Origin of the sequence: Sphingobacterium mizutaii (genome assembly GCF_900187125.1) — a bacterium.
Taxonomy (GTDB): domain Bacteria; phylum Bacteroidota; class Bacteroidia; order Sphingobacteriales; family Sphingobacteriaceae; genus Sphingobacterium; species Sphingobacterium mizutaii.
Map to the genome: position 1 here is coordinate 538,235 of NZ_LT906468.1, position 24,927 is coordinate 563,161.

At 38.5% G+C, this 24,927-nt stretch carries 24 protein-coding genes; 18 read left to right on the top strand and 6 right to left on the bottom strand.

The genetic code is table 11. The features are described 5' to 3' along the window. The first annotated feature begins 36 nt into the window (after nt 1–36). The 15 genes from CKW03_RS02395 to CKW03_RS02465 are packed head-to-tail and all read left to right on the top strand — an operon-like array spanning nt 37 to nt 15,814. Entirely contained in the window at nt 37–3,048 is a 3,012-nt protein-coding gene (locus CKW03_RS02395; RefSeq protein ID WP_093100592.1) for a TAT-variant-translocated molybdopterin oxidoreductase, read from the top strand. Nucleotides 3,049–3,075: 27 nt separating this feature from the next. Then, nucleotides 3,076–4,557: an NrfD/PsrC family molybdoenzyme membrane anchor subunit gene (nrfD, locus tag CKW03_RS02400; protein ID WP_093100590.1), complete on the top strand. Its 1,482-nt coding sequence runs from the start codon at nt 3,076–3,078 to the stop codon at nt 4,555–4,557. 5 nt (nt 4,558–4,562) lie between these two features. Beyond that, nucleotides 4,563–5,099 (top strand): DUF3341 domain-containing protein, encoded by a 537-nt coding sequence (locus tag CKW03_RS02405; protein ID WP_093100588.1) that lies wholly within the window; start codon nt 4,563–4,565, stop codon nt 5,097–5,099. Further along, nucleotides 5,071–5,721: a c-type cytochrome gene (locus tag CKW03_RS02410; protein ID WP_093100586.1), complete on the top strand. Its 651-nt coding sequence runs from the start codon at nt 5,071–5,073 to the stop codon at nt 5,719–5,721. Before CKW03_RS02405 ends, CKW03_RS02410 begins: the two co-directional genes overlap by 29 nt. Before the next feature lie 19 nt (nt 5,722–5,740). Further along, complete coding sequence (locus CKW03_RS02415) at nt 5,741–6,976, top strand: quinol:cytochrome C oxidoreductase (RefSeq protein WP_093100584.1); 1,236 nt, start codon at nt 5,741–5,743, stop codon at nt 6,974–6,976. Nucleotides 6,977–7,017: 41 nt separating this feature from the next. Next, nucleotides 7,018–8,370: a cytochrome c oxidase subunit II gene (locus CKW03_RS02420; RefSeq protein ID WP_236736558.1), complete on the top strand. Its 1,353-nt coding sequence runs from the start codon at nt 7,018–7,020 to the stop codon at nt 8,368–8,370. Nucleotides 8,371–8,395: 25 nt separating this feature from the next. Next, complete coding sequence (locus tag CKW03_RS02425; RefSeq protein WP_373865677.1) at nt 8,396–10,270, top strand: cytochrome c oxidase subunit I; 1,875 nt, start codon at nt 8,396–8,398, stop codon at nt 10,268–10,270. 48 nt (nt 10,271–10,318) lie between these two features. Continuing rightward, nucleotides 10,319–11,377, top strand: a complete 1,059-nt coding sequence (locus tag CKW03_RS02430; protein WP_093100581.1) for a COX15/CtaA family protein — start codon at nt 10,319–10,321, stop codon at nt 11,375–11,377. Between the two features lie 15 nt (nt 11,378–11,392). Further along, nucleotides 11,393–12,301, top strand: a complete 909-nt coding sequence (cyoE, locus tag CKW03_RS02435) for a heme o synthase (protein WP_093100579.1) — start codon at nt 11,393–11,395, stop codon at nt 12,299–12,301. A gap of 3 nt (nt 12,302–12,304) precedes the next feature. Continuing rightward, a complete protein-coding gene (locus CKW03_RS02440; protein WP_236736557.1) occupies nt 12,305–12,907 on the top strand; it encodes a cytochrome c oxidase subunit 3 in 603 nt (200 codons plus the stop codon). A 9-nt stretch (nt 12,908–12,916) separates the two neighbouring features. Next, nucleotides 12,917–13,654, top strand: coding sequence for a cytochrome c oxidase subunit 3 (locus tag CKW03_RS02445; RefSeq protein ID WP_093100577.1), 738 nt, complete (start codon nt 12,917–12,919; stop codon nt 13,652–13,654). 34 nt (nt 13,655–13,688) lie between these two features. Next, on the top strand, nt 13,689–14,066 hold the full coding sequence (locus CKW03_RS02450; protein ID WP_093100575.1) for a cytochrome C oxidase subunit IV family protein: 378 nt from the start codon (nt 13,689–13,691) through the stop codon (nt 14,064–14,066). Nucleotides 14,067–14,077: 11 nt separating this feature from the next. After that, nucleotides 14,078–14,800, top strand: coding sequence for an SCO family protein (locus CKW03_RS02455; RefSeq protein ID WP_093100573.1), 723 nt, complete (start codon nt 14,078–14,080; stop codon nt 14,798–14,800). Nucleotides 14,801–14,807: 7 nt separating this feature from the next. Then, nucleotides 14,808–15,344, top strand: coding sequence for a DUF420 domain-containing protein (locus CKW03_RS02460; RefSeq protein ID WP_236736556.1), 537 nt, complete (start codon nt 14,808–14,810; stop codon nt 15,342–15,344). Between the two features lie 11 nt (nt 15,345–15,355). Next, a complete protein-coding gene (locus CKW03_RS02465; RefSeq protein ID WP_093100570.1) occupies nt 15,356–15,814 on the top strand; it encodes an ABC transporter ATPase in 459 nt (152 codons plus the stop codon). A 72-nt stretch (nt 15,815–15,886) separates the two neighbouring features. Here the strand turns inward: CKW03_RS02465 and CKW03_RS02470 are convergent, their stop codons facing one another. After that, the gene (locus CKW03_RS02470; RefSeq protein WP_093100695.1) at nt 15,887–16,282 is read right to left on the bottom strand and encodes a DoxX family protein; all 396 of its coding nucleotides are present in this window, start codon (nt 16,280–16,282) and stop codon (nt 15,887–15,889) included. A 215-nt stretch (nt 16,283–16,497) separates the two neighbouring features. Here CKW03_RS02470 and metG point away from each other — a divergent pair, with 215 nt between their 5' ends. Further along, nucleotides 16,498–18,564, top strand: coding sequence for a methionine--tRNA ligase (gene metG, locus CKW03_RS02475; protein ID WP_093100568.1), 2,067 nt, complete (start codon nt 16,498–16,500; stop codon nt 18,562–18,564). Between the two features lie 56 nt (nt 18,565–18,620). Here metG and brnQ read toward each other — a convergent pair whose 3' ends face one another. The 5 genes from brnQ to CKW03_RS02500 form a co-directional block, all read right to left on the bottom strand. Beyond that, the gene (gene brnQ / locus CKW03_RS02480) at nt 18,621–19,928 is read right to left on the bottom strand and encodes a branched-chain amino acid transport system II carrier protein (protein ID WP_093100566.1); all 1,308 of its coding nucleotides are present in this window, start codon (nt 19,926–19,928) and stop codon (nt 18,621–18,623) included. A 5-nt stretch (nt 19,929–19,933) separates the two neighbouring features. Next, the gene (gene folP / locus CKW03_RS02485) at nt 19,934–20,776 is read right to left on the bottom strand and encodes a dihydropteroate synthase (protein ID WP_093100564.1); all 843 of its coding nucleotides are present in this window, start codon (nt 20,774–20,776) and stop codon (nt 19,934–19,936) included. Nucleotides 20,777–20,846: 70 nt separating this feature from the next. After that, nucleotides 20,847–21,326 (bottom strand): DUF4920 domain-containing protein, encoded by a 480-nt coding sequence (locus CKW03_RS02490; protein WP_093100563.1) that lies wholly within the window; start codon nt 21,324–21,326, stop codon nt 20,847–20,849. A gap of 2 nt (nt 21,327–21,328) precedes the next feature. Continuing rightward, nucleotides 21,329–21,910, bottom strand: coding sequence for an L-threonylcarbamoyladenylate synthase (locus CKW03_RS02495; RefSeq protein WP_093100561.1), 582 nt, complete (start codon nt 21,908–21,910; stop codon nt 21,329–21,331). Nucleotides 21,911–21,917: 7 nt separating this feature from the next. Beyond that, nucleotides 21,918–22,742: a 2,3,4,5-tetrahydropyridine-2,6-dicarboxylate N-succinyltransferase gene (locus CKW03_RS02500; protein ID WP_093100560.1), complete on the bottom strand. Its 825-nt coding sequence runs from the start codon at nt 22,740–22,742 to the stop codon at nt 21,918–21,920. A gap of 105 nt (nt 22,743–22,847) precedes the next feature. Here CKW03_RS02500 and CKW03_RS02505 point away from each other — a divergent pair, with 105 nt between their 5' ends. Next, nucleotides 22,848–23,258 carry an RNA-binding S4 domain-containing protein gene (locus tag CKW03_RS02505; protein WP_093100558.1) on the top strand — a complete coding sequence of 137 codons (411 nt, stop codon included), beginning with the start codon at nt 22,848–22,850 and terminating at the stop codon, nt 23,256–23,258. 40 nt (nt 23,259–23,298) lie between these two features. Beyond that, complete coding sequence (locus CKW03_RS02510) at nt 23,299–24,903, top strand: SusR family glycan utilization regulator (protein ID WP_197700968.1); 1,605 nt, start codon at nt 23,299–23,301, stop codon at nt 24,901–24,903. Nucleotides 24,904–24,927: the final 24 nt, after the last annotated feature.

Sequence of the window (24,927 nt, forward strand, 5' to 3'; positions counted from 1 at the left end):
TTAATTTAGAATAACGGAATCTTATATATAGCTTAAATGGAAAGCAATAAAAAATATTGGAAAGGTTTAGAGGAATTGAATCAAACTCCTGCTTTTGTTGAAGGAAGCAAGAGTGAGTTTGCTGAGCCTATTCCCGTAGAAGATGTGTTAAATGAAGCTGGTTTAAGTACCAAGACACCTCGTCGTGACTTTTTGAAAGCTTTAGGTTTTGGTTTAGGGGCTGTGACATTGGCAGCTTGTAACCGTACGCCAATTCACAAGGCGGTACCTTATGTAATCAAACCTGAAGAAGTAACTCCAGGTGTACCAAACTTCTACGCTTCTTCCTTCAATGGTCAGAGTGTAATCGTTAGAACGAGAGAAGGAAGACCAATTTCATTGGAGGCAAATCCAAATGCTGTTGGTTTAAATCAAGGTACAGATGCTTCAACTTCTGCATCAGTTCTTGATTTATATGATATGTCCAAATTGCAAAATCCTCAAATTGGGGGTAAAGATGTAGATTGGGCGAAATTAGACCAAGCAGTTGTTGATGCTTTAAACAAAGCGCAAGCAGCAGGAAAACAAATTACTATTGTATCAAATACAATCAACAGTCCTTCTTCATTAGCGGCTATCGCTGCATTCGCGACAAAATATCCTGCAACTCAACACGTTCAAGTTGATGCAGTTTCTTATAGTGGTATCATTGAAGCTAATAGAGCTTCATTTGGTAAAGCAGTCGTTCCTTCTTACCATTTCGATAAAGCTCAGGTTGTTGTTTCTGTAGCAGCAGACTTTTTAGGAACTTGGTTAGCTGGAGAAGAACACACACAAGATTATATTAAAAATCGTGACTATAAATCGTTGAAAGGCGGTAAAATGTCACGTCATATTCAATTTGAATCAGGATTATCAATGACTGGTTCAAATGCAGACGTTCGTATTGCGATCAAACCTTCAGAAGAAGGAGCGGTATTAATTAGTTTGTACAATGCTATCACTGGTCAATCAGTTGCTGGCGGTACAAACAATGCAAAAGCAAAAACAGCGATTGCTCTAGCTGCAAAAGAATTGGTGAATGCGAAAGGTTCATCAGTAGTTGTGGCAGGATCGAATGATATCAATGTACAAGCTTTGGCAAATGCGATCAATACAGCATTAGGAGCATACGGTTCTATCATTGACCTAGATAATTTCTCAAAACAACATCAAGGATCTGATTCAGCATTCCAAACTTTCTTGACGGCTGCTAAAGCTGGTCAAGTGGGAGTAGCTATTTTCTGGAACTCAAACCCAGTTTATGACTATTATAAAATTGATGATGTAAAAGCTGCAATTTCTAAAATTGGTTATACTGTATCATTAGGTGATCGCGCTGATGAAACTTCGTCAGAATTGAAAGCTATTGCCACAAATAATACATTTTTAGAATCTTGGGGTGATGCTTCTGCAAAAGAGGGATTATTTACAATCGTTCAACCAACTATAAACCCTGTGTTTAACACTCGCCAAGCTGAACAAAGTTTGATCAACTGGGCCGGTGTTAACAAGCCAATCCATGATTTTGTAAAAGAAAATTGGGAAACCAATATCTTAGCTGGAACTGGAAAAGTTTGGAAGGATGTACTTCAACAAGGTTTTGTTTATAAAGGGTCAAATACTGGTTCTTCCTACTCAGCTAACGTAGATGTTAATGCAATTGCAACTGCGATTGCAAATGATGCTAAGCGTGTTGCTGGTGGTGTTGAATTAAAGATTTATGAATCTCCAAATATTAGAGACGGACGTTGGGCAAACAATGCTTATTTGCAAGAATTGCCTGATCCAGTATCTAAAGTAACTTGGGATAACTTTGCAGCTATCAACCCAGCAGATGCTGAGGAATTAGGTGTTAAGGAAACAGGAAAAGTTACTGTCGAGGCTAATGGTTACAAAGTAGACCTTCCAGTATTGTTACAACCAGGTCAAGCAAGAGGAACTGTTTCAGTTGCGATTGGTTATGGTCGTACGAAAGTTGGTAAGGCTGGAAATAATGTCGGTGTAAATGCCTATCCATTTGCTAGTCTAGTAAATGGAACAATTCAATTCGCTGCAAAAGCTACTATTTCAAAAGCTTCTGGCATTTATGAGTTGGCTCAGACACAAACTCACCACACTATTGAGGGTCGTAACATTATCCGTGAGACTACCTTTGCTAATTACTTAAAAGATCCTAATTCTGAGTCTGGACGTTTCTCTGATTCGCACCAAACTTATGATTTATGGAATAAATTTGAGCAACCTGGTCACCGTTGGGTGATGGCAATCGATTTGAATGCTTGTACAGGTTGTGGATCTTGTATCGTAGCATGTAACGTTGAAAACAACGTTCCAGTTGTAGGTCGTGACGAGGTTCGCCGTCGTCGTGAAATGCACTGGTTGCGTATCGACCGTTACTATACATTGAATACAGGTGAAGGTAAATTAACAAAAGAGAAAGAAATTGCTAAAGCAGCAGGTTATGACTATGAGGATGTATCTGTAGTTTATCAACCAATGTTATGTCAGCACTGTGAACACGCTCCATGTGAGACTGTATGTCCAGTTTTAGCAACAGTTCACTCTTCAGAGGGGCTTAACCACATGGCTTATAACCGTTGTTTCGGAACACGTTACTGTGCGAACAACTGTCCATATAAAGTGCGTCGTTTCAACTGGTTCAATTACTGGAATGATTCTCGTTTTGACAATTATTTGAACAACGAGTTTACACAATTAGTATTGAATCCAGATGTGACTACACGTTCACGCGGGGTTATGGAGAAATGTTCAATGTGTATCCAACGTATCCAAGCAGGTAAGTTGAAAGCTAAAGTTGAGAACCGTAAAGTGAAAGACGGGGACATCAAAATGGCTTGTCAAGCAGCATGTTCGGCAAATGCAATCATCTTTGGTGATGCAAACGATCCAGAGTCAGAAGTTTCAAAAGCATTGCGTAACGAACGCGTTTATTATGTGCTTGAAGAAATCAACGTACAACCAAATATTGGTTATATGACGAAGGTAAGAAACACATTTGAAGCATAATTTATTCTAGACTGAAATAAAATAACTATGTCATCGCATAACGAATCAATATTAAGAGAACCATTAATCACCGGCAAGGATATCACCTATGCAAAGATTACAGATGATATCTTACTTCCGGTTGAAAATAAACCAAACAAAGCGTGGTGGATCGGTTTTACCGTAGCTGCACTAGGCGCAATGTTGTGGGTTGTAAGTGTTGGATATACGTTTTGGACGGGTATCGGCGCTTGGGGATTAAACAAAACAGTAGGTTGGGCATGGGATATTACCGACTTCGTATGGTGGGTAGGTATTGGTCACGCCGGTACTTTGATCTCCGCTGTATTATTAATATTCCGTCAGAACTGGCGTAACTCCATTAACAGATCGGCTGAGGCGATGACAATCTTTGCCGTTATCTGTGCTGCTACATACGTAGTAGCTCACATGGGTCGTCCTTGGTTAGCATACTGGATTTTCCCTTTACCAAATCAATTTGGATCATTGTGGGTTAACTTCAACTCACCATTAGTATGGGACGCATTCGCGATCTCTACATATTTCACCGTATCATTAGTGTTCTGGTATTGTGGTCTTTTACCAGATATCGCGTCAGTTCGTGACCGTGCTTCTGGTATCAAGAAAAGAGTTTATTCAATTTTATCATTTGGATGGAATGGCTCTGTTAAAACTTGGCAACGTTTTGAAATCGTTTCTTTGATTTTAGCTGGTATCTCTACTCCATTAGTACTTTCGGTACACACTATCGTATCCATGGACTTTGCTACTTCAGTGATTCCTGGATGGCACACGACTATCTTCCCTCCATATTTCGTTGCAGGGGCGATTTTCTCAGGCTTCGCGATGGTACAAACCTTATTGTTGATCTTACGTAAAGTAATGAATTTTGAGGATTACATTACTATGTTCCATATTGAAGCCATGAACAAAATTATCATGACTACTGGTTCAATCGTAGGTATCGCATATTTAACTGAGTTATTCATTGCATGGTACTCAGGGTCAGAATACGAAATGTATGCATTTGCTAACCGTATCGCTGGACCTTACGCTTGGGCTTACTGGGCGATGATGACATGTAACGTGATTTCTCCTCAGTTGTTCTGGTTCAAGAAGATTCGTACAAGTATTCCTATTTCATGGATTCTGTCTATCGTTGTGAACATCGGTATGTGGTTTGAGCGTTTCGTAATTATCGTTACATCATTACACCGTGACTATTTACCATCTTCTTGGGCGATGTTCTACCCAACTTGGGTTGACGTTGGTATCTTTGTTGGATCTATCGGATTATTCTTTACTTTATTCTTATTATTCCTGCGTTTCTTACCAGGTATTGCGATTGCAGAGGTTAAGTTGTTGTTGAAAAGCTCAAGCTTACAGCATAAAACTAAACTTGTACAAGAAGGTGCATTCCCTGAAGAGCAAGTTGAATACTTCAGAGACTCAATGGATAAATACGATACAGTTACAGAAGCGGACATTAAGGCATTACATCAAAAATAATAGCAATGAGCAATACAAAATATATACTAGGTAGTTTTGCTGATCCTGATGATATGATGCATGGGATTGACAAGTTGCAAGCAAACAATATTAGCATTTACGATTGTTTTACTCCAATGCCTATCCACGGGATTGAGGCAAAGTTAGGGGTGAGACCTTCAAGATTACCCATTGCAGCATTTATTTTCGGTGCGTTGGGAACAGTTTTAGGATTCAGTCTTTTGTTTTACACCATGTCTTATGATTGGCCGATGAATATTGGTGGTAAACCATCGATGCCATTGCCAAACTTTGTTCCGGTAACATTTGAGGTGACAATTTTATTATGTGCCTTGGGTATGGTTGCGACATTCTTTTTCCGTAACCATTTATTTCCAGGACGTGCACCACGTGTGATGGACTTGAGAGCTACGGATGATCGTTTTATTATTGCTGTAGATGCAAAAGAAAATACTGACCATGCGTTGATCGATGGCTTATTGAAAGAAGCAGGAGCAGTAGAAGTTAAGTACAATGAAAGAAAATATGTTAGTTATGAATAAAAAGAATTTTCTTGGAACTGTATGTGTTGCTGTCGCTTTAACAGCAGTTGTTTCTTCATGCGGAGATGGCACCACTCGCAGTGCAGGATGGGAATTCTCACGTAATATGTATGATCCGATTGCTTTCAATCCAGATCAGCCAAACAAGAATTTTAAAAATAATAGTACAGCTCAAACTCCTCCTCAAGGTTCTAATCCGATTGGATTTGATCGCTTTGATTATGGAAACTCAGTTGAAGAATATGAGCGTGCAGGATTGGAATTAAAGAATCCTCTTGTTGTCAATCCAGCACATCTAAAAGAAGGAGAAGCTTTATACTTGACATACTGTGCAGTTTGTCATGGTAAAGATGGAGCAGGGGATGGTCCTATTACAAAAGATAGAGAAGTTGATGATTCTAGAGGAAAAAGAGCTCTAGAGAATTTCCCTCCTCCACCATCATACCACCAATCAGCAGGAACTCCTTCTTCTAGAGGAGGTCAGATGTCTGAATTGTCAGATGGAAAGATTTACCATACAATTACTTATGGATATAACGCGATGGGTTCACACGCTTCGCAATTATCTCCTGAGGAGCGTTGGAAAGTGGTAATGTATGTTCACGAATTGCAAAAAAAATAAATTAACATCGATATTATAAATGGGAACTCACAATCATCATCACGATTATAATTTCAGCGAGCAATTTAAATTCGCAGGTATCGCTAAGGTCCTGAGTTTAGTTGCTATCGTTGTAGGGATAGCCGCAATTGCAATTGGCTTACTATCAAGTGACCATATAATGGTTGAGCGTACATATGCCAATTTATTATTGATGGGATATTATTTTACTTGTGTTTGTGCAGCAGGAGCATTTTTCGTTGCCTTACAATTAGTAACTCAATCAGCATGGTCTGCAGGTTTAATCCGTATTCCTCAGGCAATGGCGAGTGTACTTCCAATCGCTTCCGTGATTTTATTAATCATTGTAGCTTTAGGATTGAATACACATAATTTATACCACCACTGGCATGCAGATGGCTTGACAGATCCAAGTAGTCCTAACTATGATAGCTTAGTTGCTGGTAAGTCTGCTTTCTTAAATGTACCAGGATTCTTAATCCGTCAGATTATTTTCATGGGAAGTTATAGCATCTTTGCTTTTATTCTTGCGAAATTATCTTACAATGAGGATTTAGCAGGTGGATTAAATTCATACAAAAAGAGCTTTAAGTTATCCGCAATATTTTTAGTAATCTTCGGATTTACTACCCCAATTTGGTCATTTGATACCATCATGTCTTTAGAGGCACACTGGTTCTCTACCATGTTCGGATGGTACAACTTCGCAGGAATGTGGGTTAGCGGATTAGCTGCAATTACAGTAATCTTAATTTTGATTAAGAAAGCTGGTTATATGAACTGGGTTAATGAAAACCACCTACATGATTTAGGTAAATTAATGTTTGGTTTCTCAATTTTCTGGACTTATGTATGGTTTGCTCAATTTATGTTGATCTACTATTCAAACATTCCAGAAGAAACTGTTTATTTCTATAAACGTTGGGAACCAGAATACAAGCCTTGGTTTTGGATAAATATTGTTATTAACTTTGTGGCTCCATTATTACTATTGGTTGACCGTGATGCAAAACGTAAGCAAAATATGATGTTATTCATATCTATCGTATTGTTGTTAGGTCACTGGTTAGACTACTATATCATGGTAATGCCTGGTACAGTTGATTCACACCGTGGTTTTGGTTTCATTGAAATCGGTACTGCAATAGGATTTGTTGGAATCTTTACTTTCTTAGTTCTTTCGAAATTGAGCAAACATGCTCTAGCACCGAAGAACCACCCATTCTTGGATGAAAGTTTACACCACCAAATTTAATAGAGATTAAGTTGAAATAACGTTCAAACGTGTTATAAGAGATGAAGTTTAAATTACATAACAGATTTAAGTCCTTATTTGGAGGCTTATTAGCTATTAACCTATTGTTTGCTGCTCCTGCAATGGCTTCCATTCAGGAACAAGCAGCTGATACAGCTAAGGTTGAGCAAGCGGCAACACCTGCAGTTACTGCAGACTCGGCTGCTGCACCAGCTGATAGTGCTGCTGCGGCACCTGCTGCAACAGATTCAGCTAGCGTTTCAGCATCTAGTACTTCTAGCAGCACCGTAACTCCTGCTGCTTCAACAACCAAAGAAGAGAAGAAAATTGATCCTCAGGTTTACAAAAACTTGACTTATTATATTTTACTTTTCTTGGTTTTATGTACTGTGGTTGCAGTTATCGGAAAGGTACAGTCAATCTATGTATTGACTAAGAAAGTAAATGGAAAATACAATCCTTTAGCAAATAATACGCTACAAGCAGCTTTATTATTTGTTTTCTTGATTGGATTTTTAGGATTTGTTTATTACGGATATGCAGTTTGGGGAAGCTGGTCATGGAGACCTGCCGCAACTGAGCACGGTAAGGATATTGATAGGATGTTTATCATCACTACGGTAATCATTACCATCGTATTAGTATTGGTTCATATTTTATTATTGACCTTTACTTTTATCTACAGAATGCGTGCTAAACGTAAAGCATATTTCTATCCGCACAATGATGCTATTGAAAGATTATGGACAATTGTACCAGCAGTAGTTTTAACTATCTTGGTATTGTTCGGTTTCTTTACATGGAGATCAATTACCAATATTCCTGAAGATCTAAAGAAATCTGCTTTACAGATTGAGGTATTAGGTGAGCAGTTCATGTGGACCGTTCGTTACCCAGGTGCGGATGGTGAATTCGGAAAGCGTAACTACAAATTGACTACTCCTCTGAATTCCTACGGTATTGATTATAATGATAAAACTGCATGGGACGACGTTAAAGGTGATGAAATTGTAATCCCTGTTAACAAACCAGTTCGTTTCCACATTATGTCAAAAGATATTATTCACTCTTTCTATATTCCTGATTTCCGTGTTCAGATAAACGCAGTACCAGGAATGACTAACTACTTCCAGTTTACACCGACCATCACTACTGATGAGATGCGTGATAAGATGAATGATCCACAATACAACTTCGTTATGTTATGTGCGAAGATCTGTGGAGAATCTCACTACAACATGCAAAAGAATGTAAGAGTGGTTACCGAAGCTGAGTACAAAGAGTGGTTAAGCAAACAAGCTAAATTCTTCACTGAAGACCTTCAAAAAGAGTTCGCTCAAGCAGAAGGAGAAACTACGGAGAAGAATGACCGTATCGCGGCTTCAATAAATTAAATATAACAGAGAATTTAAATAGAATATGTCAACTACAGTTATATCGCACGACGCAGCTCATCACGGATCACATGATCATCATCATGAGACCTTTTTGACGAAGTATATCTTCAGTCAAGATCATAAGATGATTGCTAAGCAATTCTTGATCACTGGTATTATAATGGCGGTTTTCGCTATGATCCTGTCGATTTTATTCCGTATTCAATTAGCATGGCCTGATCATGAGTTTCCAATTCTTGAGGTTTTCTTAGGAAAATGGGCAGAAGGTGGTCGTATTAGACCCGACTTCTTCCTATCCTTGGTAACTATTCATGGTACCATGATGGTATTCTTTGTACTTACAGCAGGTTTATCAGGTACGTTCAGTAACTTATTAATCCCTTATCAATTAGGAGCTAGAGACATGGCTTCTCCATTGATGAACATGTTATCATACTGGTTTTTCTTTACAGCTTGTGTGATCATGGTTGCTTCTTTCTTTATCGAAAGTGGTCCTGCATCAGCTGGATGGACAATTTATCCTCCACTATCTGCAGTTCCTAAAGCTATCGCAGGTTCTGGATTGGGTATGACCCTATGGTTAATTTCCATGGCTTTATTTATCGCATCACAAGTATTAGGGGGTGTTAACTACATCTCTACAGTATTGAACATGCGTACTAAAGGTATGGAATTATGGAAAATGCCTCTAACTATTTGGGCATTCTTCTTAACAGCTATCGTAGGTTTGTTATCTTTCCCAGTTTTAGTTTCTGCAGTAGTATTATTATTCTTTGATCGTTCAGTAGGTACTTCATTCTACTTATCAGACTTAGTTGTTCAAGGTACTATCCTTCCTAACGAAGGTGGTTCCCCAATTTTGTTCCAACACTTGTTCTGGTTCTTAGGACACCCTGAGGTATATATCGTAGTAATGCCTGCATTAGGTTTGACTTCTGAGGTTATTTCTACAAACTCTCGTAAACCAATCTTTGGTTACCACGCGATGGTTTATTCATTAGTTGGTATCACCGTATTATCTTTCATCGTTTGGGGTCACCACATGTTCGTAACAGGTATGAGTCCTTTCTTGGGAGGTGTATTTATGATTACCACATTGATCATTGCTGTACCTTCAGCCGTTAAGGCCTTTAACTATATTGCTACTCTTTGGAGAGGTAACATTCGTTTCACCCCTGCTATGATGTTTGCAATTGGTATGGTTTCTTTCTTCGTGTCTGGTGGTTTAACAGGATTGTACCTAGGTAATGCTGCATTAGATATCAACTTGCATGATACATACTTCGTAGTAGCTCACTTCCACCTGGTAATGGGTTCTGCGTCAATCTTTGGTATGTTGTCAGGAGTTTATCATTGGTATCCTAAAATGTTCGGACGTATGATGGATGAGCGTTTGGGTTACTTCCACTTCTGGTTGACATTTATTGGTGCTTACTTGGTATTCTTCCCAATGCACTTTATGGGTATTGATGGAGTTCCTCGTCGTTACTACGCTTTCACAGAGTTTCCATTTATGGAAAAATGGGTATCAGTTAACTTGTTGATCACTTGGGCTGCTATTGTTTCAGCTGTTGGACAAGTTGCTTTCTTGTGGAACTTCTTCGCATCAATTTGGTGTGGAAAACGTGCTCCGCAAAACCCTTGGGATTCGAATACTTTGGAGTGGACTACTCCAGTAGAACATATTCACGGAAACTGGCCAGGAGAAATCCCTACAGTATACCGTTGGCCTTACGATTACAGTAAACCAGGTCATGACCTAGATTTCATTCCTCAAAGTACTCCACTTTCTCAAACAATGAGTTCAAACTTGTTGCATGATTGGGAAGGAAATGAAGAAGGAATTGAAGCTCAAAAGGTTTACAATCGTGAGCATAACAGAGAAGAAGAAGGGTAGGTTCATACCTACCTCTCTTTATACTTTTTAATGTAAAAGGAGAGATCTATGTATCCAGCAGCTGAAAAGCGTTTTATACGGATAAATAAGATCACGATTTTCGTTCTTTTCTTAGTAATAACAGCAGGAGGGGTCGTGCGGAGTACAGGTTCAGGAATGGGCTGTCCGGATTGGCCAAAATGTTTTAACAGGATTATTCCTCCTACAGATGTCTCTCAATTGCCTGAAGGCTTTGAGCAACATTATGTAGAAGGTCGCATCAAGAAGAATGAACGCTTCGCCAAAATGATTGAAGCGTTTGGATATTCGCACTTAGCAGATCAAATTCGTCACGATGAAACAATCCATGAGCATGAAGAATTCAATGCTGTAAAAACTTGGACTGAATATATTAATCGTCTGACTGGAGTTTTAGCCGGTTTCAGTATGCTGTTTACAGCAATATATTCTTTTACTTATTGGAAAAAGAAAAAAGCCATAGTCATATGGAGCGTTCTTAATCTTATTGTCGTTGTTATACAAGCCTGGTTAGGGTCGATTGTTGTTTCAACAAATCTTACCCCTTGGGTCATTACCATCCACATGTTGTTGGCTTTAGTAATTGTTTGTATTGCCATACAGACTTATTACTGGGCTATTAAATTGCGAGATACATCATTCATGAAGAATACCAATAAAGGATTCACTTGGATTACCTTGATCTCCTTAGCAATTCTAGTTATACAAGTGGTATTTGGTACTGATGTTCGGGAGATAATCGATCATCTTAATCAACAGGGGATACAACGGAGCGAATGGATTGATTCTATTGGGTTACCTTATATAACCCATAGATTCCTAGCATATGTGACCTTAGCCTTGAGTGTATTTTTATACTTTAAGATAAGATCTTCTGAATTGATCAATACACTTCAATTCAAGTATGCTAAGATTTCATTGGTTTTAGTTTGCATTCAAATGTTGTCAGGGATAATATTGGCTAGGTTTCATGTTCCCGCAGTGGCACAAACAGTGCATTTGGTAATTGCAAGTTTATTGGTCGGTTCACAATATTATTTATTGTTGATCCTTAACAAACCTGAGAAAGCATTATCAACAACGGTTTAGGGATTTATTTTGGTTATGAAGGAATTTATTTCAGATTTTAACAAACTTGTCAAGCTGAGGCTTACGCTAACAGTTGTGTTCTCTGCCTCCATTTCATTTTTGATTGGAGCTACACAGCAAGGTGATATCATCTGGTTTAATTGGGCGTTGTTGACCATTGGAGGTTTTTTGGTTACCGGTGCAGCAAATGGGTTTAACGAGATTATCGAAAGAGATCTTGATAAATTAATGAAGCGTACTGAAGATAGACCATTACCTGCAGGAAGGATGACTACTGGACAAGCTCTAATATTGAGTGTGTTCATGGGAATAGCTGGGACTTTGATCCTAGTGGAATTGAATTTTATTGCAGGTTTACTATCTGTATTTTCAATTTTCCTTTATGCTTTTGTCTATACACCATTAAAGCAAAAATCACCAATAGCTGTTTGGGTTGGAGCAATTCCAGGCGCATTGCCACCACTGATCGGATATTACGCTGCATTTAAATCAGCAGGATTCGGATTAGCTTACGCCGAGGTTAGTGAACAGGCAATCGTAATTACACCCCTGGTGTTATTCACTATTCAGTTCTTTTGGCAATTCCCCCATTTTTGGGCTATTGCTTGGGTATCTGATGATGATTATAAAAGAGCAGGTTTCAGATTGCTACCTACGACGAGAAAGGATAAATTATCAGCATGGTTCATTTTTGTTTCATGTCTGCTAATGATTCCAATTGGTTTTCTTCCCATGTATTTTGGAATTGGCGGATGGGTATTTACCATTCTTTCCTTAATAGGAGGATTACTTTTCACCTGGTATGGGTTTCAACACCTACAAAAGATGGAGGTCAGTACGGCAAAGAAGATTATGTTTACCTCTTTTGCTTATTTGCCCTTAACTCAATTAGTGTTGTTGTTTGACTTTATACCTTTTAAATAAAAAATGGATTTACAATTATCGATGGATAAGCAAGAGTTGATGAATGAGGAACTACTAAAATCAAGAAAAGCTAAGAAGTTTAATCTTTGGCTTGGAATGATCGGGATGTTCATGATGTTTGCTGCTTTGACAAGTGGATTTATAGTTTATACCGCTAGTGGTGTAGATAAGGGGATCAAAACCATCTTACCTTATGCATTTATCTATAGCACCACAGTAATTGTATTAAGTAGTATTAGCATGCACTTAGCTTATAAAGCGGTAAAAGCTAATCAAATATCAAAACAAAAGACATTTTTACTGATTACTATAGTATTAGGTATTGTGTTCTTTTGGCTACAAGTTGAAGCTTGGTCTGTTTTGTTTCACAGAGGGATTACCTTTGTAAACTCTAATGCTTCACAATCGTTCATATACGTATTTACAGGCTTACACTTGGCCCACATCATAGCCGGAGTATTGGTGTTGGTTAGATGTTATATTGGAGCAACTCGCAAGATTGCTTTAGATAACAATATTTTCCGGATGGAACTTGCCTCGATATTCTGGCATTTTCTAGATCTATTATGGATTTATATTTATGTTTTCTTACTTTTGAATCAATAACAGTAAACAATGAGTACAACAGTATCGCAATTGGATAAGGTAAAACAAGGACCTTGGAGCGGAGGTAAATCACCTTGGAACTTAGAGTATGGAAAGATCATGATGTGGTTTTTCCTAGTATCAGATGCATTTACATTCTCTGCATTCTTGATTTATTATGGTGCTCAAAAATTTGCGCAACCTAGCTGGATCGATGCGGATAAGGTATTCCAATCTATTCCAGGTATCGCAGATTCAGGTCAGCCTTTGGTTTTCGTGGGTATCATGACATTTATTTTGATCATGTCGTCAGTTACTATGGTACTTGCCGTGGAAGCAGGACATCGAAATTCAAAGCAAGAGGTTGTCAAATGGATGTTATGGACTATTTTAGGTGGTCTTATGTTCATCGGCTGTCAGGCTTTAGAGTGGAGCCACTTACATCACATGGGCTTCTGGTTCGGTCAAAATCCAGCAACTGGATTAACGGATGATAATGCCATTGTGAATGCTCTCCAACCTTATTTCACCAAGGACATTTCTTACACAGCTGCATTGCAGTTCTCTAATCTATTCTTTACCATTACAGGTTTCCACGGATTCCACGTATCAATCGGTATATTGTTGAACATTATTGTGTTGAGCATGACCCTAAACAATACGTTTGAAAGAAGAGGAACTTACCTAATGATTGAAAAAGTAGGTTTATACTGGCACTTTGTGGATTTAGTTTGGGTATTCGTATTTACCTTCTTCTACCTAGTATAATTTTTTGTAAGAATTATTTTAAAATTCATTGAACATGACTAATCACGAACATATATCAGAGCACGATGCGCATGCGCATGGCGAAGGAATGGATAAAAAACGTATCTGGAGTGTATTCTTTGTTCTATTAGCTTTAACAGCATTAGAATTCTTAATCGCTTTAGGTTTTGTACACCACTGGGGAATCTTACAAAAAGGTATGCTAGTTAATACAATCTATATTGCATTGACATTAGTAAAAGCATATTATATTATTGCATTCTTCATGCACTTAAAGTTTGAGAAATCTAGCTTTATTGTAACTTGTGCAGTAGTATTTTTCTTTATTATCTATTTCATTATTTTAATGTTGGTTGAAGGTGGTTATTTAAACACTGTAATGACTCATCAACCTACATTCCCACATCAATAAGCATATAAGTAATGAGTAAAACTACTCGTTCAAAAAATATATCAAAATTAATAATCCTGGCACTTGTTCTTTTTGTGCCAGGTTTTTTATATATACTGGTCAATAAAATGGGCTCAAACGAGTACATTAAGCTACCAGTGTTTGGCGAAAAAAAGCTTTCTGGTGAAATGCGCCGTGTCATGGGAAGAGAAATTCCTGATACCATATTCCATCAATTAAGTCCGGTTGAGTTCGTGAATTACGACAATAAACCGGTAAAATTCCTAGGTACTGATACGGCCGTTTCAGTTGTCCATTTATTTTATACGAGAGATCAAGGTCTATCCAAGCAATTGGTTCATGATATGAGTACCATTGCGGCTAGATTCAAATCAAATCCTAAGGTAGAGCTCTATTCAATTTCAGTTGATCCGCAAGATTCAGCAACGGATTTAGAGGAATACATCGAGCCTTACAAGAAGGACAAGAATCCACATTGGTTTGTCGTGAATAAACCCAGTGTTGATATCTTCGAATTTGCAAGGTCTTCCATGTTAATTGAAGCCATGCCTGTACCTGAGGATAGCACAAAATTTATTATCAGCAATCAATTTGTATTAATCGACTCTGAAAAAAGAATCAGAGGTTTCTATGATATCAGCCTTCGTTCTGAATTAGATCGTCTCGAAGATGAAATCAAAGTACAGTTGGTTGAAGAGGTTAGAAATAATCCATTAAAAGTAGAGAGAAAGTAATATGGGAATGACTGAAGAAGAAAAGAAGTATAAAGGCATAATTTGGACATTATCCGTAATTATTCCTTTAGCGGTTGCTGCCTTATTTGGCATTAACCTTCAAAAGATGGGTTATGATGTAGAGCCATTAAGTTTTCTACCTCCAATTTATGCAACGATCAACGGATTGACAGCAGTATGCTTGGTAATTGCTGTTGCAGCTATCAAGAGAGGGAATGTGAAAATGCATGAAAACTTAATCAAGTTGTGCATGGTATTCTCTTCCTTATTTTTGTTGATGTATGTAGCTTACCACATGACCTCCACTTCGACCAGTTATGGTGGTGAGGGAGCGATTAAATATGTGTATTTTTTCATTCTTGTGACACATATCATATTATCGATCGTCATTATCCCATTCGTATTATTTACTTTTGTTAGAGGGATTGCTGGTGCCTATGAGCGTCATAAAAAGCTTGCCCGCATCACTTATCCTATGTGGCTGTATGTCGCAGTAACAGGAGTAATTGTATACCTTATGATTTCTCCTTATTACACTCATTAATAGATTGAGATATGAAGAAAGTTTGGATTTATCAGGCAGATCGTTTTTTTACCCAACCCGAGCATGAGACCGCTCAAGCAAAATTAGATTCTTTTATCAAGGAATGGACTGCTCATGGTAGTCAATTAGCTGGAAAGGCAGAAATTATCAATAACCTATTTATTGTATTGACAGTAGATGAAGAAATTGCTCAAGTAACGGGCTGTTCGATTGATAAATCAGTAAGGATATTGAAAGAATTAGAGGAAGAACTGAACATTGGTTTGTTCAACAGAACCTTGATCAGCTACCGCGATAGTGAAAACAATATTCAATTGGTGTCTAGGGATGTATTTGAAGCTTTATGCAAAGAGGGCGAAGTAAATGCGGATACCATTGTCTTCAACAATTTGGTTCAAACCGAAGAAGAATTGAAAAGCAATTGGGAAGTTCCAATGAAAAGCAGTTGGCATGCCACTGTGTTTAGATAAATCCAATTTCAAAGAAATATCAAGGGCTACGCATATTGCGTAGCCCTTTTGTTTTTATAACTGTTATTTTGATTATTTTTTGTCGATACTAAGTTTTCCAGGACCCATGATAGCGAATGCGATATAAACGATCATGAACTCAATCGCGTGAGATGCTCCAGATAGACCATCACCTTTGGCAAGATGATTCAAGGTCGCTACCAGCATAGTCAAGGCCAAAACAATCGCTGCCGGTCTAGTCCATAAGCCTAAAATTAACAACAAAGACCCTAGGGACTCTGCCAAACCTGCTGAAAACCCAAAAATTGTAGGCATAAAGTCAATCCCTAAGTTTCCCATTGATTTACCAATAGCGGTCCATTTTTCTGGTCCACCCATTAATTTTTGTAGGCCGTGAAAGGCAATCATGGTCAATCCGAATCCTATGCGAATTATTAATAGACCTAAATCTGTTCTTGAATTTTTCATATTGAATAATAAGTGTCTGTAACTGAAACGAAGATACATATTTTCAGAAATAGCCTCCATTAACATAGATCAAGAAGATAAACTTTCAGAAATATGGAATTATTTTTTTGTATTCTTCATGAAAATCACCATAGGAATAGCAGAATACTTCAATTTGCCTTATCTTTGTTCTCTGAGCTGAAATAGCTCGATATTAATCATTAATTGCAATCAAATTGGATATATTCAGTAAACAACGTTATACCATTACATCTGCATTGCCATATGCCAATGGTCCACTTCACATAGGCCACCTTGCAGGGGCTTACATTCCAGGAGATATTTTCGTGCGATTCTTAAGATTAAACAACAAAGACGTTGTTTATGTTTGTGGATCTGACGAACATGGCGCTGCAATCACGATTAAAGCAAAGAAGGAGGGCGTAACTCCTCAACAAATCATCGATCAATATAACCAACAGATCAAAGATAGCTTTGAACAGTTTGGTATCGCTTTCAATATCTATCACCGTACTTCTGAACCTATCCATCATCAACTATCCCAAGAATTCTTCTTGAATCTTTATGAAAAGGGAGAGTTTATCGAAAGGTTTTCAGAACAATATTATGATGAAGAATACCATCAGTTTTTAGCAGACCGTTATATTGTAGGGACCTGTCCGCATTGTGGAAACGAAGGTGCCTATGGTGACCAATGTGAAAAATGTGGTACTTCGCTTAACCCTACAGATCTGATCAATCCTAAATCGACCCTGAGTGGAAAAGCACCAGTATTAAAAGAAACCAAACATTGGTATCTGCCATTGGATAAATACCAACCTTGGCTAGAGAAATGGTTGATTGAAGGCAAGAAGAACGAATTAAAATCAAATGTTTTCGGACAATGTCAATCTTGGTTAAAATCAGGATTACAGCCTCGCTCAATGACCCGAGATTTGGATTGGGGAGTCGATGTTCCGCTTGACGAAGCTGAAGGCAAAAAATTATATGTCTGGTTGGATGCTCCAATTGGATATATCTCTGCTACAAAACAATGGGCAATCGATGAAGGAAAAGATTGGGAGAAGTATTGGAAACAACAAGCCAATCCAGAAGATAACTCTACCTTGATCCATTTCATTGGAAAGGACAATATCGTTTTCCACTGTATTATTTTCCCAGCAATCTTACATGCTCATGGCGACTATATTCTCCCTGAGAATGTTCCTGCCAACGAATTCTTGAACTTAGAAGGCGATAAACTATCTACTTCAAGAAACCATGCCGTATGGTTGCATGAATACTTAGAAGAGTTCCCAGGAAAACAAGACGAATTGAGATATATGTTGACCTCAATCCTTCCTGAAACTTCAGATTCTGAATTTACTTGGAAAGATTTCCAAGCTCGTGTAAACAATGAGCTGGTAGCTATCTATGGTAACTTCGTCAACAGGGTGATGGTACTATCCCATAAATACTTTGAAGGAAAGGTATTGCTGGGTTCGCCATTGACTGATTCTGATCAGGCTGTTTTAAATGAATTGGCTACCTATCCAGAACTAATAAAACAATCATTATCCCAATACAGATTCCGCGAAGCATTAGCTCAATTTATGAATGCTGCCCGTTTAGGAAATAAATATTTGGCTGATGAAGAACCTTGGAAAGTAATCAAACAAGACGAAGAACGCGTAAAAACCGTATTATTCGTTGCCAGTCAAATCGTTGCTAATCTTGCTTTATTAGGCCAGCCTTTCCTACCTTTCACCTCTACGAAAGTCTTTGAAATGTTGAACCTTGCTGCCAAGAATTGGGATGAAGCTGGAAAATCCGATTTATTGGAATCCGGACATCAATTAGGTGAAACCCAATTATTGTTCGATAAGATTACCGATGAGCAAGTGGAATTCCAACTGAATAAATTAGCAAACGCTAAAGCCAGCAATGCACTAGCAGCTCCAAAAGCAGAACAAAAAGCGAATATCAATTTCGATGAATTCATGAAAATGGATATCCGTGTGGGTCGTATCTTGACTGCTGAAAAAGTGGCTAAAACTAAAAAGCTTTTGAAATTAACCATCGATACAGGTATAGATAAGCGTACGGTTGTTTCCGGAATCGCTGAATACTTCACGCCTGAGGAAATCGTAGGTAAGCAAGTATCCATCTTGGTCAATCTTGAACCTAGAGAAATTAAGGGAATCCAATCGCAAGGGATGATCTTAATGGCTGAGGATGCAGATGGTCGTTTGGATTTTGTAAGACCTAATACCGATATCTCCGCTGGAAGTATCGTAAGATAATAGAGATCCTTAAGGATTAAAGAAAAAGGCTGGCCACATGGACCAGCCTTTTTCTGTTATAATGATTTAGCTTCTTCTTTTTTTATTCCAGTGCCTGTGATGAGGATCAGCAATACAAACAAAACAAAGGAAGGTACTACCCAACCTAGTTCATATTGAAAGAAAGGGATATGATTCAAGGTTGCAATCGTATTTTCGCTTAATAAGTTAAAGTGCTTAGCCAATGATAAGCAGGCAATAACGGTGGAACCGATTAATGCTGCTACATAAGGCTTCTTGTTCTTCACAAAGCTGCCAAAGAAAACCGTATATAAAACCAGCGTAATTACAATGGGGTAAACAAAAGTAAGGATTGGATAAGCAAAGGTGATAATATTATCTACGCCGGTAATGGAAAGCACACAAGATGCAATACAACATACCGTCACCAATAGTTTATAACTCAATTTTCCTTTGGTCAAGGAAGAAAAGAATGTTCCTACAGCAGAGGTTAATGCAATGGCAGTCGTCAAACAGGCCAAGGCGATACTGATTGCAATGGCGATGGTTCCAAATGGTCCCATGATAGCTCTCGAAATACGGATCAATAATTCCGATCTTTTAATGGCTAAATCTTCGATACCAGAGGTAGCCCCTAAATAGATCAATCCTCCGTAAATGATGAAAAGGCAAGAAGCAGCCAATATTCCGGCCGCAATAACCACTTGATTTTTCGATTTTACGCTGTTGTATCCTTTCGTTTTAGATGCCGTAATGATAATGCCCGCAAAAATTACCGAAGCCAATACATCCAATGTTTGGTAGCCATCCACAAAACCTAAAGTAAAGGATTGTGCTGTATCCAAGGAAGATTCACTGAAATCACCCATAGGAGAGAACAGCCCCATGGCAATTAAGCTCAATAATAAGACTAATAAAAGCGGGGTCAAAAGGTTCCCGATAATGTCCACTACTTTTGAAGGTGCTATGGTCAATAACCAAGTTACAGCAAAAAAGGCGATCGAAGTCCAAAGCGGATCCGCAGTCGGAAAGGAAGGCAATATCCCAACTTCAAAGGTCGTCGCAGCAGTCCTCGGTATGGCAATCATTGGCCCTATACAGAGCATAATGATGGTTCCTAAGACAGGAGAAAGAAATTTGTTGATCCGAGTGCCTAGATCTTCAAAAGAATCGCCCGAATTGACAACGGAAAGTATTCCGAAAAAGGGCAGTAATATTCCCGTAAGACCAAAAGCTAAGATCGTGATCCAAACATGGTCTCCAATTTGTATTCCAATATAAGGGGGGAGTAATAAGTTTCCAGCTCCGAAGAACATGGCAAATAAGGCAAAACCTATCGTGATTATGTCTCTAGTTTTCTTCAAAATGATTAGGTATAAAAAATTTCAAGTAATTGTTTGGCTTCTTTGACATCATGTACCCGCAATATTTGGGCACCACGTTCTAGAAGCAAGGTGTTTAGTGCGATAGTTCCAGGTAATACTTGGTCAGGGGTAGATTTTATTTTTTTATAGAGCATAGATTTTCTGGAAATACCACCCAAGAGGGGCAATCCAAAATAATGAAGCTCATTGATGCGCATCAGAAGTTCATAATTCTGTTCAATGGTCTTTGCAAAACCATATCCAGGATCTAGGATGATATCTTTCACTCCTAATGCCCTGAGCTTTGCAATGCTATTGCCCAGACTTACTGCTACATCATTCACGACATCATCATAATCAGTCATTTGTTGCATCGTTGCAGGTGTACCCCGCATGTGCATCAAAATATAAGGAAATTGAAGCCTAGCCACGGTATTGAACATCTCCTGATCCAAACTACCACCCGAAATATCGTTAATGATATGTACCCCTGCCTTTACACTGGCTTCGGCAACATCAGCACGAAAAGTATCAATGGATAGAATAGCTTTAGGAAAATGTTTATGTATGGCTTCAATAATTGGTATAGCGCGATCTAATTCTTCTTGATGACTTATTTCTTTTGCTCCAGGTCGGCTTGAGTAAGCGCCGATATCAATGATATCCGCCCCTTCAGCAATTAGTTTCTCCGTATGCTCCAATGCCAGGTCTAAGGATTGATGCTGCCCAGCATCATAAAATGAATCTGGTGTCAGATTGAGAATCCCCATGATCCTTGGGACTTCAAAAGTCATGAGTCGATTGCCAAGGCGAATGCTCTGACAAGGAACGGGCTGAAAAACTGACATTTACGTAAGATTAATAAAAAAATAAGGCTGCAAATTCTCATTTGCAGCCCCCAAAATAAGTCTTTTGTGTCTACTTTACAACTAGAACTCCATCTGCAACCAAAGAAATATCTTTTCTTGGCTGATTAATTTTAGCAATTTCTTCTTTGCTCTTGCCCATATCCTCAGCATAATGCTTTTGCCACTCTACCGTGGTTTCTTTCACTTTTGCCTTACCTTCCAATACCACTGTCTTACCAATGATATCTTGAGGAACGAAATAAGCATAGTCTGTAAAACGTACCATGATTGGCTCCTTGCCTTCTTCAGTTTTCAAGGTCAAGAAACATCCTTTTTTCGTACATACCTGAACCACCTCGCCCTGAACTTTTCCAGTATAGGATTCTGTTCCAGCTAGGTTCTTTTCAAGTTGTTTAACAGTGATAGCACCTTTTTTATCTATTTTCTTGCCATAGCTTACTCCAGCTTTTGCCGGTTGGATGGCAGTTTGTGCATGGCTAAATGCAATGAATGCAACCGCACAGATCAGTAAAGAGATAATCTTTTTCATATTTATTTTCTAATAAATTCAAATTTTCCACTTGGATCCAATTTCATGATCGTCGATGCCGTGCCATTTGATGGATCCTGTTGACCAAATTTAACAACATAATCCACTCCATTTACAATCTCATCAGAGACTTCCACGAAATTCCTGGCTGAGGCTTCACCACTGATGTTCGCCGATGTAGAAACGATAGGTTTTCTGAACCTTTGTAACAACTGTTCACAAAATGGATGATTCACCACTCGGATCCCAATACTGCCATCTTCAGCAACCACATTGGCAGCCAAGTTCTTCGCATTAGAATAGATAATGGTCAATGGCTTATCCGTTGCTTCCAATAATTCATAAGCAACTTCAGGAACCTCGCTTACATAGCTCTGCAGCTGATTGTCATTGCCTAAAAGGATGATCATGCTCTTGCCTTTATCCCTTCCTTTCAATGCAAATATCTTTTCCACCGCTTCTGGATTTGTGGCATCGCATCCTATTCCCCAAATGGTATCAGTGGGATACAAGATCAATCCACCAGACTTCAGGGTCTCTAAAGCCTGATTCAAATCCTCTTTATCTATATAGGGTCTTTGCATCAGCGTGTTATACCGCTACATTATGATCACGAAGCGCATCATTTAATGATGTCTTCTTGTCGGTAGATTCTTTTCTTTGTCCGATGATCAAAGCACAAGGTACTTGATATTCTCCAGCTGGGAATTTCTTGGTATAAGAACCTGGAATAACTACTGAACGTGCAGGAACAAATCCTTTATATTCTACCGGCTCCGGACCTGAAACATCAATAATCTTGGTCGAGGCAGTCAATACCACGTTGGCACCTAATACCGCTTCTTCCTCCACACGAACACCTTCAACTACAATAGCTCTTGAACCAACGAATACGTTGTCTTCAATAATTACTGGCGCTGCTTGAACAGGTTCCAAAACACCACCGATACCAACACCACCACTTAAGTGAACATTTTTACCGATCTGTGCACAAGAACCTACAGTAGCCCAAGTATCAACCATGGTACCCTCACCAACATAAGCACCGATATTGACATAAGAAGGCATCATGATAACACCTTTGGATAAGAAAGCTCCATAACGAGCCGACGCACCAGGCACCACACGAACACCTAACTCCTTGTAATTCGTCTTCAATTTCATTTTGTCATGGTAGACAAATGGATCATTCTTGATCACCTCCATATTACGGATTGGGAAATAAAGAATTACAGCTTTTTTAATCCAATCATTAACATACCAAGACTCGCCAACTGGTTCAGCAACACGTAATTCGCCTTTGTCTAAATGTTGGATTACGAATTCAATCGCCTCATAGTATTCTTTGTACTCTAATAACTGTCTGTTCTCCCAAGCTTCTTCTATTAATTTTTGAAGGGTTGTATTATCTACCATAATATTCTTAAAAGTAATTTTAAATTATTAACAAATATGGAGATTTTTAATGATATGTAAGTTACAGAAGGGGCAAAATTAAGAAGATATGACTATTTTTGTAGGATGGCAGAGGCATCAGACAAATTGCGGATTGATAAATACTTATGGGCAATTCGTATATTCAAAACCAGGAGTTTGGCAACAGAAGCTTGCAAAGCAGGGAAAGTTAAACTCAATGGCCAGAATGTAAAACCATCAGCAATCGTAAAAGTTGGGGAAACCTATAGCATTCAGAAAGGGATTGAACGCAAGGTCCTTAAAGTGACCGGATTGCTGGAACGGAGGTCTGACGCCAAAACGGCTGTACAATTCTATGAAGATCACACACCTGTAGAAGAAACCTATGCTTTCAAATCGTCTTTCCATGCTCCTGTCCTGAAAAGAGATCGTGGAACAGGTCGACCTACTAAAAAGGACCGAAGGGAAATTGATGATTTGAAAAGTGATTGGTGGGAAGAAGATGATGATAAGTAAACTTGAATTAAAGAAAATTTGCTATTCCTTTATATATTTTTTGGCACTGGTAGCATCCTCTTCCTTTGCCCAAGCTGCTGTGGATATCAGTCCCAAAGACTCGGTTGAAAGAGAACTCCAAAAAGTCCTAGGCAGGAAGATTGAGTTTGAAAAGGAAAAATTGATGAAGATCTTCGAAATCAAGCAACACCTTAAATTGAGCCAATCCCCTACAGATCGATACAACTTTCAGGAGAAATTATATAATGAGTTCAAGACCTATCAGATCGATTCGGCTATCTATTATGTCAATGAAAACAAAAAGTTAGCCCAGCAATTGAATGATAACCTTAAAAAGAATGAGGTCGATATCCAATTGGCGGGTTTATACTCCTCGGCTGGTCGCTTTATCGAATCCAATGAAATCCTAAAGGGAATTCCAAGACAAAGCTTATCCAGTGAACAGGAAGCTGATTATTACCGCGCTTTTTCCGATTTCTATTCCCATTATGGACAAAGTACCAATCACTATAATTATTTCAGCCTAAGTGAAGTCTATCGCGACTCCTTACTCCATGTACTGCCTTCAGATTCTAGAGAACATCGCTTAAGCTCTGCAACTAGGGCATTGTTTGGGAATAATTTCGATAAGGCGGAATCAGAATTATTGCAATTATTAAGTGAATACAAAGAACCACATCATGAACGAGCGGTAATCGCTTACCTCTTGGGTTTACTCTATAAAAACAAAGATGACCAGGAAAAGCAGATCTATTATTTAAGTTTATCAGCCATTACCGATGTAAAAAACACGGTCAAGGACAATGCCTCCATGCAAAGTCTAGCTCTGGTCTATTTCGAAAGAAATGAAATCGATAAAGCCTATCAATTTATTCAAGAGGCTATGGAAGATGCCCTTTTCTGTAATGTCAGGTTTAGGACGATAGAAAACTCATCCTTTTATCCGATTATCAACTCGGCATTCCAAGAAAAAGAAGAGGCTAATAAAAACCAACTCAAAAACTTCCTGTATACCATTTCCCTCATGTCAATCCTGCTTTTGGTCGCCTTAATCATTCTGTTTATGCAGATGAAGCGCCTAAAGAAAACCAGAAAGGACCTGAAAAATCTAAATGATGAACTGCAAGGGCTGAATGCCCAATTGTTAAAAGTCAATCAAGATCTTCAGGAATCAAATCATATTAAGGAGGAATACATGGCGCAGTTTTTTGAGTTATGTTCTGCTTATATTGATAAATTAGATAATACCCGTAAAGGTATCTTAAAGAAAATCTCCAATAAGCAATTTGATGAATTGAGTAAGGAACTGAAATCCCAAGATTTTATCAAGACCGAACTGGACGATCTGTATCACAATTTCGATGTGATCTTTCTGAACCTTTATCCGACCTTTATCCAAGAGTTCAACAAGCTCCTAAAACCTGAAGAACAGTTGACCTTGAAGCATGATGAATTGCTGAATTCTGAACTCCGTATTTTTGCTTTGATCCGTCTCGGAATTTCTGATTCGACCAAGATTGCTCGCTTCCTTCGCTACTCCTTACGTACCGTTTACAACTACCGAGTGAAGGTCCGTAACAAAGTTTTAGGAACCAAAGAAGACTTCGATGAGCAAATTAAGGAGATTGGTAACCTAAAGTATTAGCAAAACCCTTTACTTTTTTTCTTT

Coding starts and splice junctions, on each gene's coding strand:
- CKW03_RS02505 (WP_093100558.1), top strand. CDS start 22,848: ATGGCAGAGGCATCAGACAAATTGCGGATTGATAAATACTTATGGGCA.
- CKW03_RS02395 (WP_093100592.1), top strand. CDS start 37: ATGGAAAGCAATAAAAAATATTGGAAAGGTTTAGAGGAATTGAATCAA.
- CKW03_RS02490 (WP_093100563.1), bottom strand. CDS start 21,326: ATGAAAAAGATTATCTCTTTACTGATCTGTGCGGTTGCATTCATTGCA.
- folP (WP_093100564.1), bottom strand. CDS start 20,776: ATGTCAGTTTTTCAGCCCGTTCCTTGTCAGAGCATTCGCCTTGGCAAT.
- CKW03_RS02465 (WP_093100570.1), top strand. CDS start 15,356: ATGAAGAAAGTTTGGATTTATCAGGCAGATCGTTTTTTTACCCAACCC.
- CKW03_RS02500 (WP_093100560.1), bottom strand. CDS start 22,742: ATGGTAGATAATACAACCCTTCAAAAATTAATAGAAGAAGCTTGGGAG.
- CKW03_RS02410 (WP_093100586.1), top strand. CDS start 5,071: ATGAAAGAAAATATGTTAGTTATGAATAAAAAGAATTTTCTTGGAACT.
- CKW03_RS02430 (WP_093100581.1), top strand. CDS start 10,319: ATGTATCCAGCAGCTGAAAAGCGTTTTATACGGATAAATAAGATCACG.
- CKW03_RS02405 (WP_093100588.1), top strand. CDS start 4,563: ATGAGCAATACAAAATATATACTAGGTAGTTTTGCTGATCCTGATGAT.
- CKW03_RS02420 (WP_236736558.1), top strand. CDS start 7,018: ATGAAGTTTAAATTACATAACAGATTTAAGTCCTTATTTGGAGGCTTA.
- nrfD (WP_093100590.1), top strand. CDS start 3,076: ATGTCATCGCATAACGAATCAATATTAAGAGAACCATTAATCACCGGC.
- cyoE (WP_093100579.1), top strand. CDS start 11,393: ATGAAGGAATTTATTTCAGATTTTAACAAACTTGTCAAGCTGAGGCTT.
- CKW03_RS02440 (WP_236736557.1), top strand. CDS start 12,305: ATGGATTTACAATTATCGATGGATAAGCAAGAGTTGATGAATGAGGAA.
- CKW03_RS02415 (WP_093100584.1), top strand. CDS start 5,741: ATGGGAACTCACAATCATCATCACGATTATAATTTCAGCGAGCAATTT.
- CKW03_RS02450 (WP_093100575.1), top strand. CDS start 13,689: ATGACTAATCACGAACATATATCAGAGCACGATGCGCATGCGCATGGC.
- CKW03_RS02455 (WP_093100573.1), top strand. CDS start 14,078: ATGAGTAAAACTACTCGTTCAAAAAATATATCAAAATTAATAATCCTG.
- CKW03_RS02470 (WP_093100695.1), bottom strand. CDS start 16,282: ATGAAAAATTCAAGAACAGATTTAGGTCTATTAATAATTCGCATAGGA.
- CKW03_RS02445 (WP_093100577.1), top strand. CDS start 12,917: ATGAGTACAACAGTATCGCAATTGGATAAGGTAAAACAAGGACCTTGG.
- CKW03_RS02425 (WP_373865677.1), top strand. CDS start 8,396: ATGTCAACTACAGTTATATCGCACGACGCAGCTCATCACGGATCACAT.
- CKW03_RS02495 (WP_093100561.1), bottom strand. CDS start 21,910: ATGCAAAGACCCTATATAGATAAAGAGGATTTGAATCAGGCTTTAGAG.
- CKW03_RS02460 (WP_236736556.1), top strand. CDS start 14,808: ATGACTGAAGAAGAAAAGAAGTATAAAGGCATAATTTGGACATTATCC.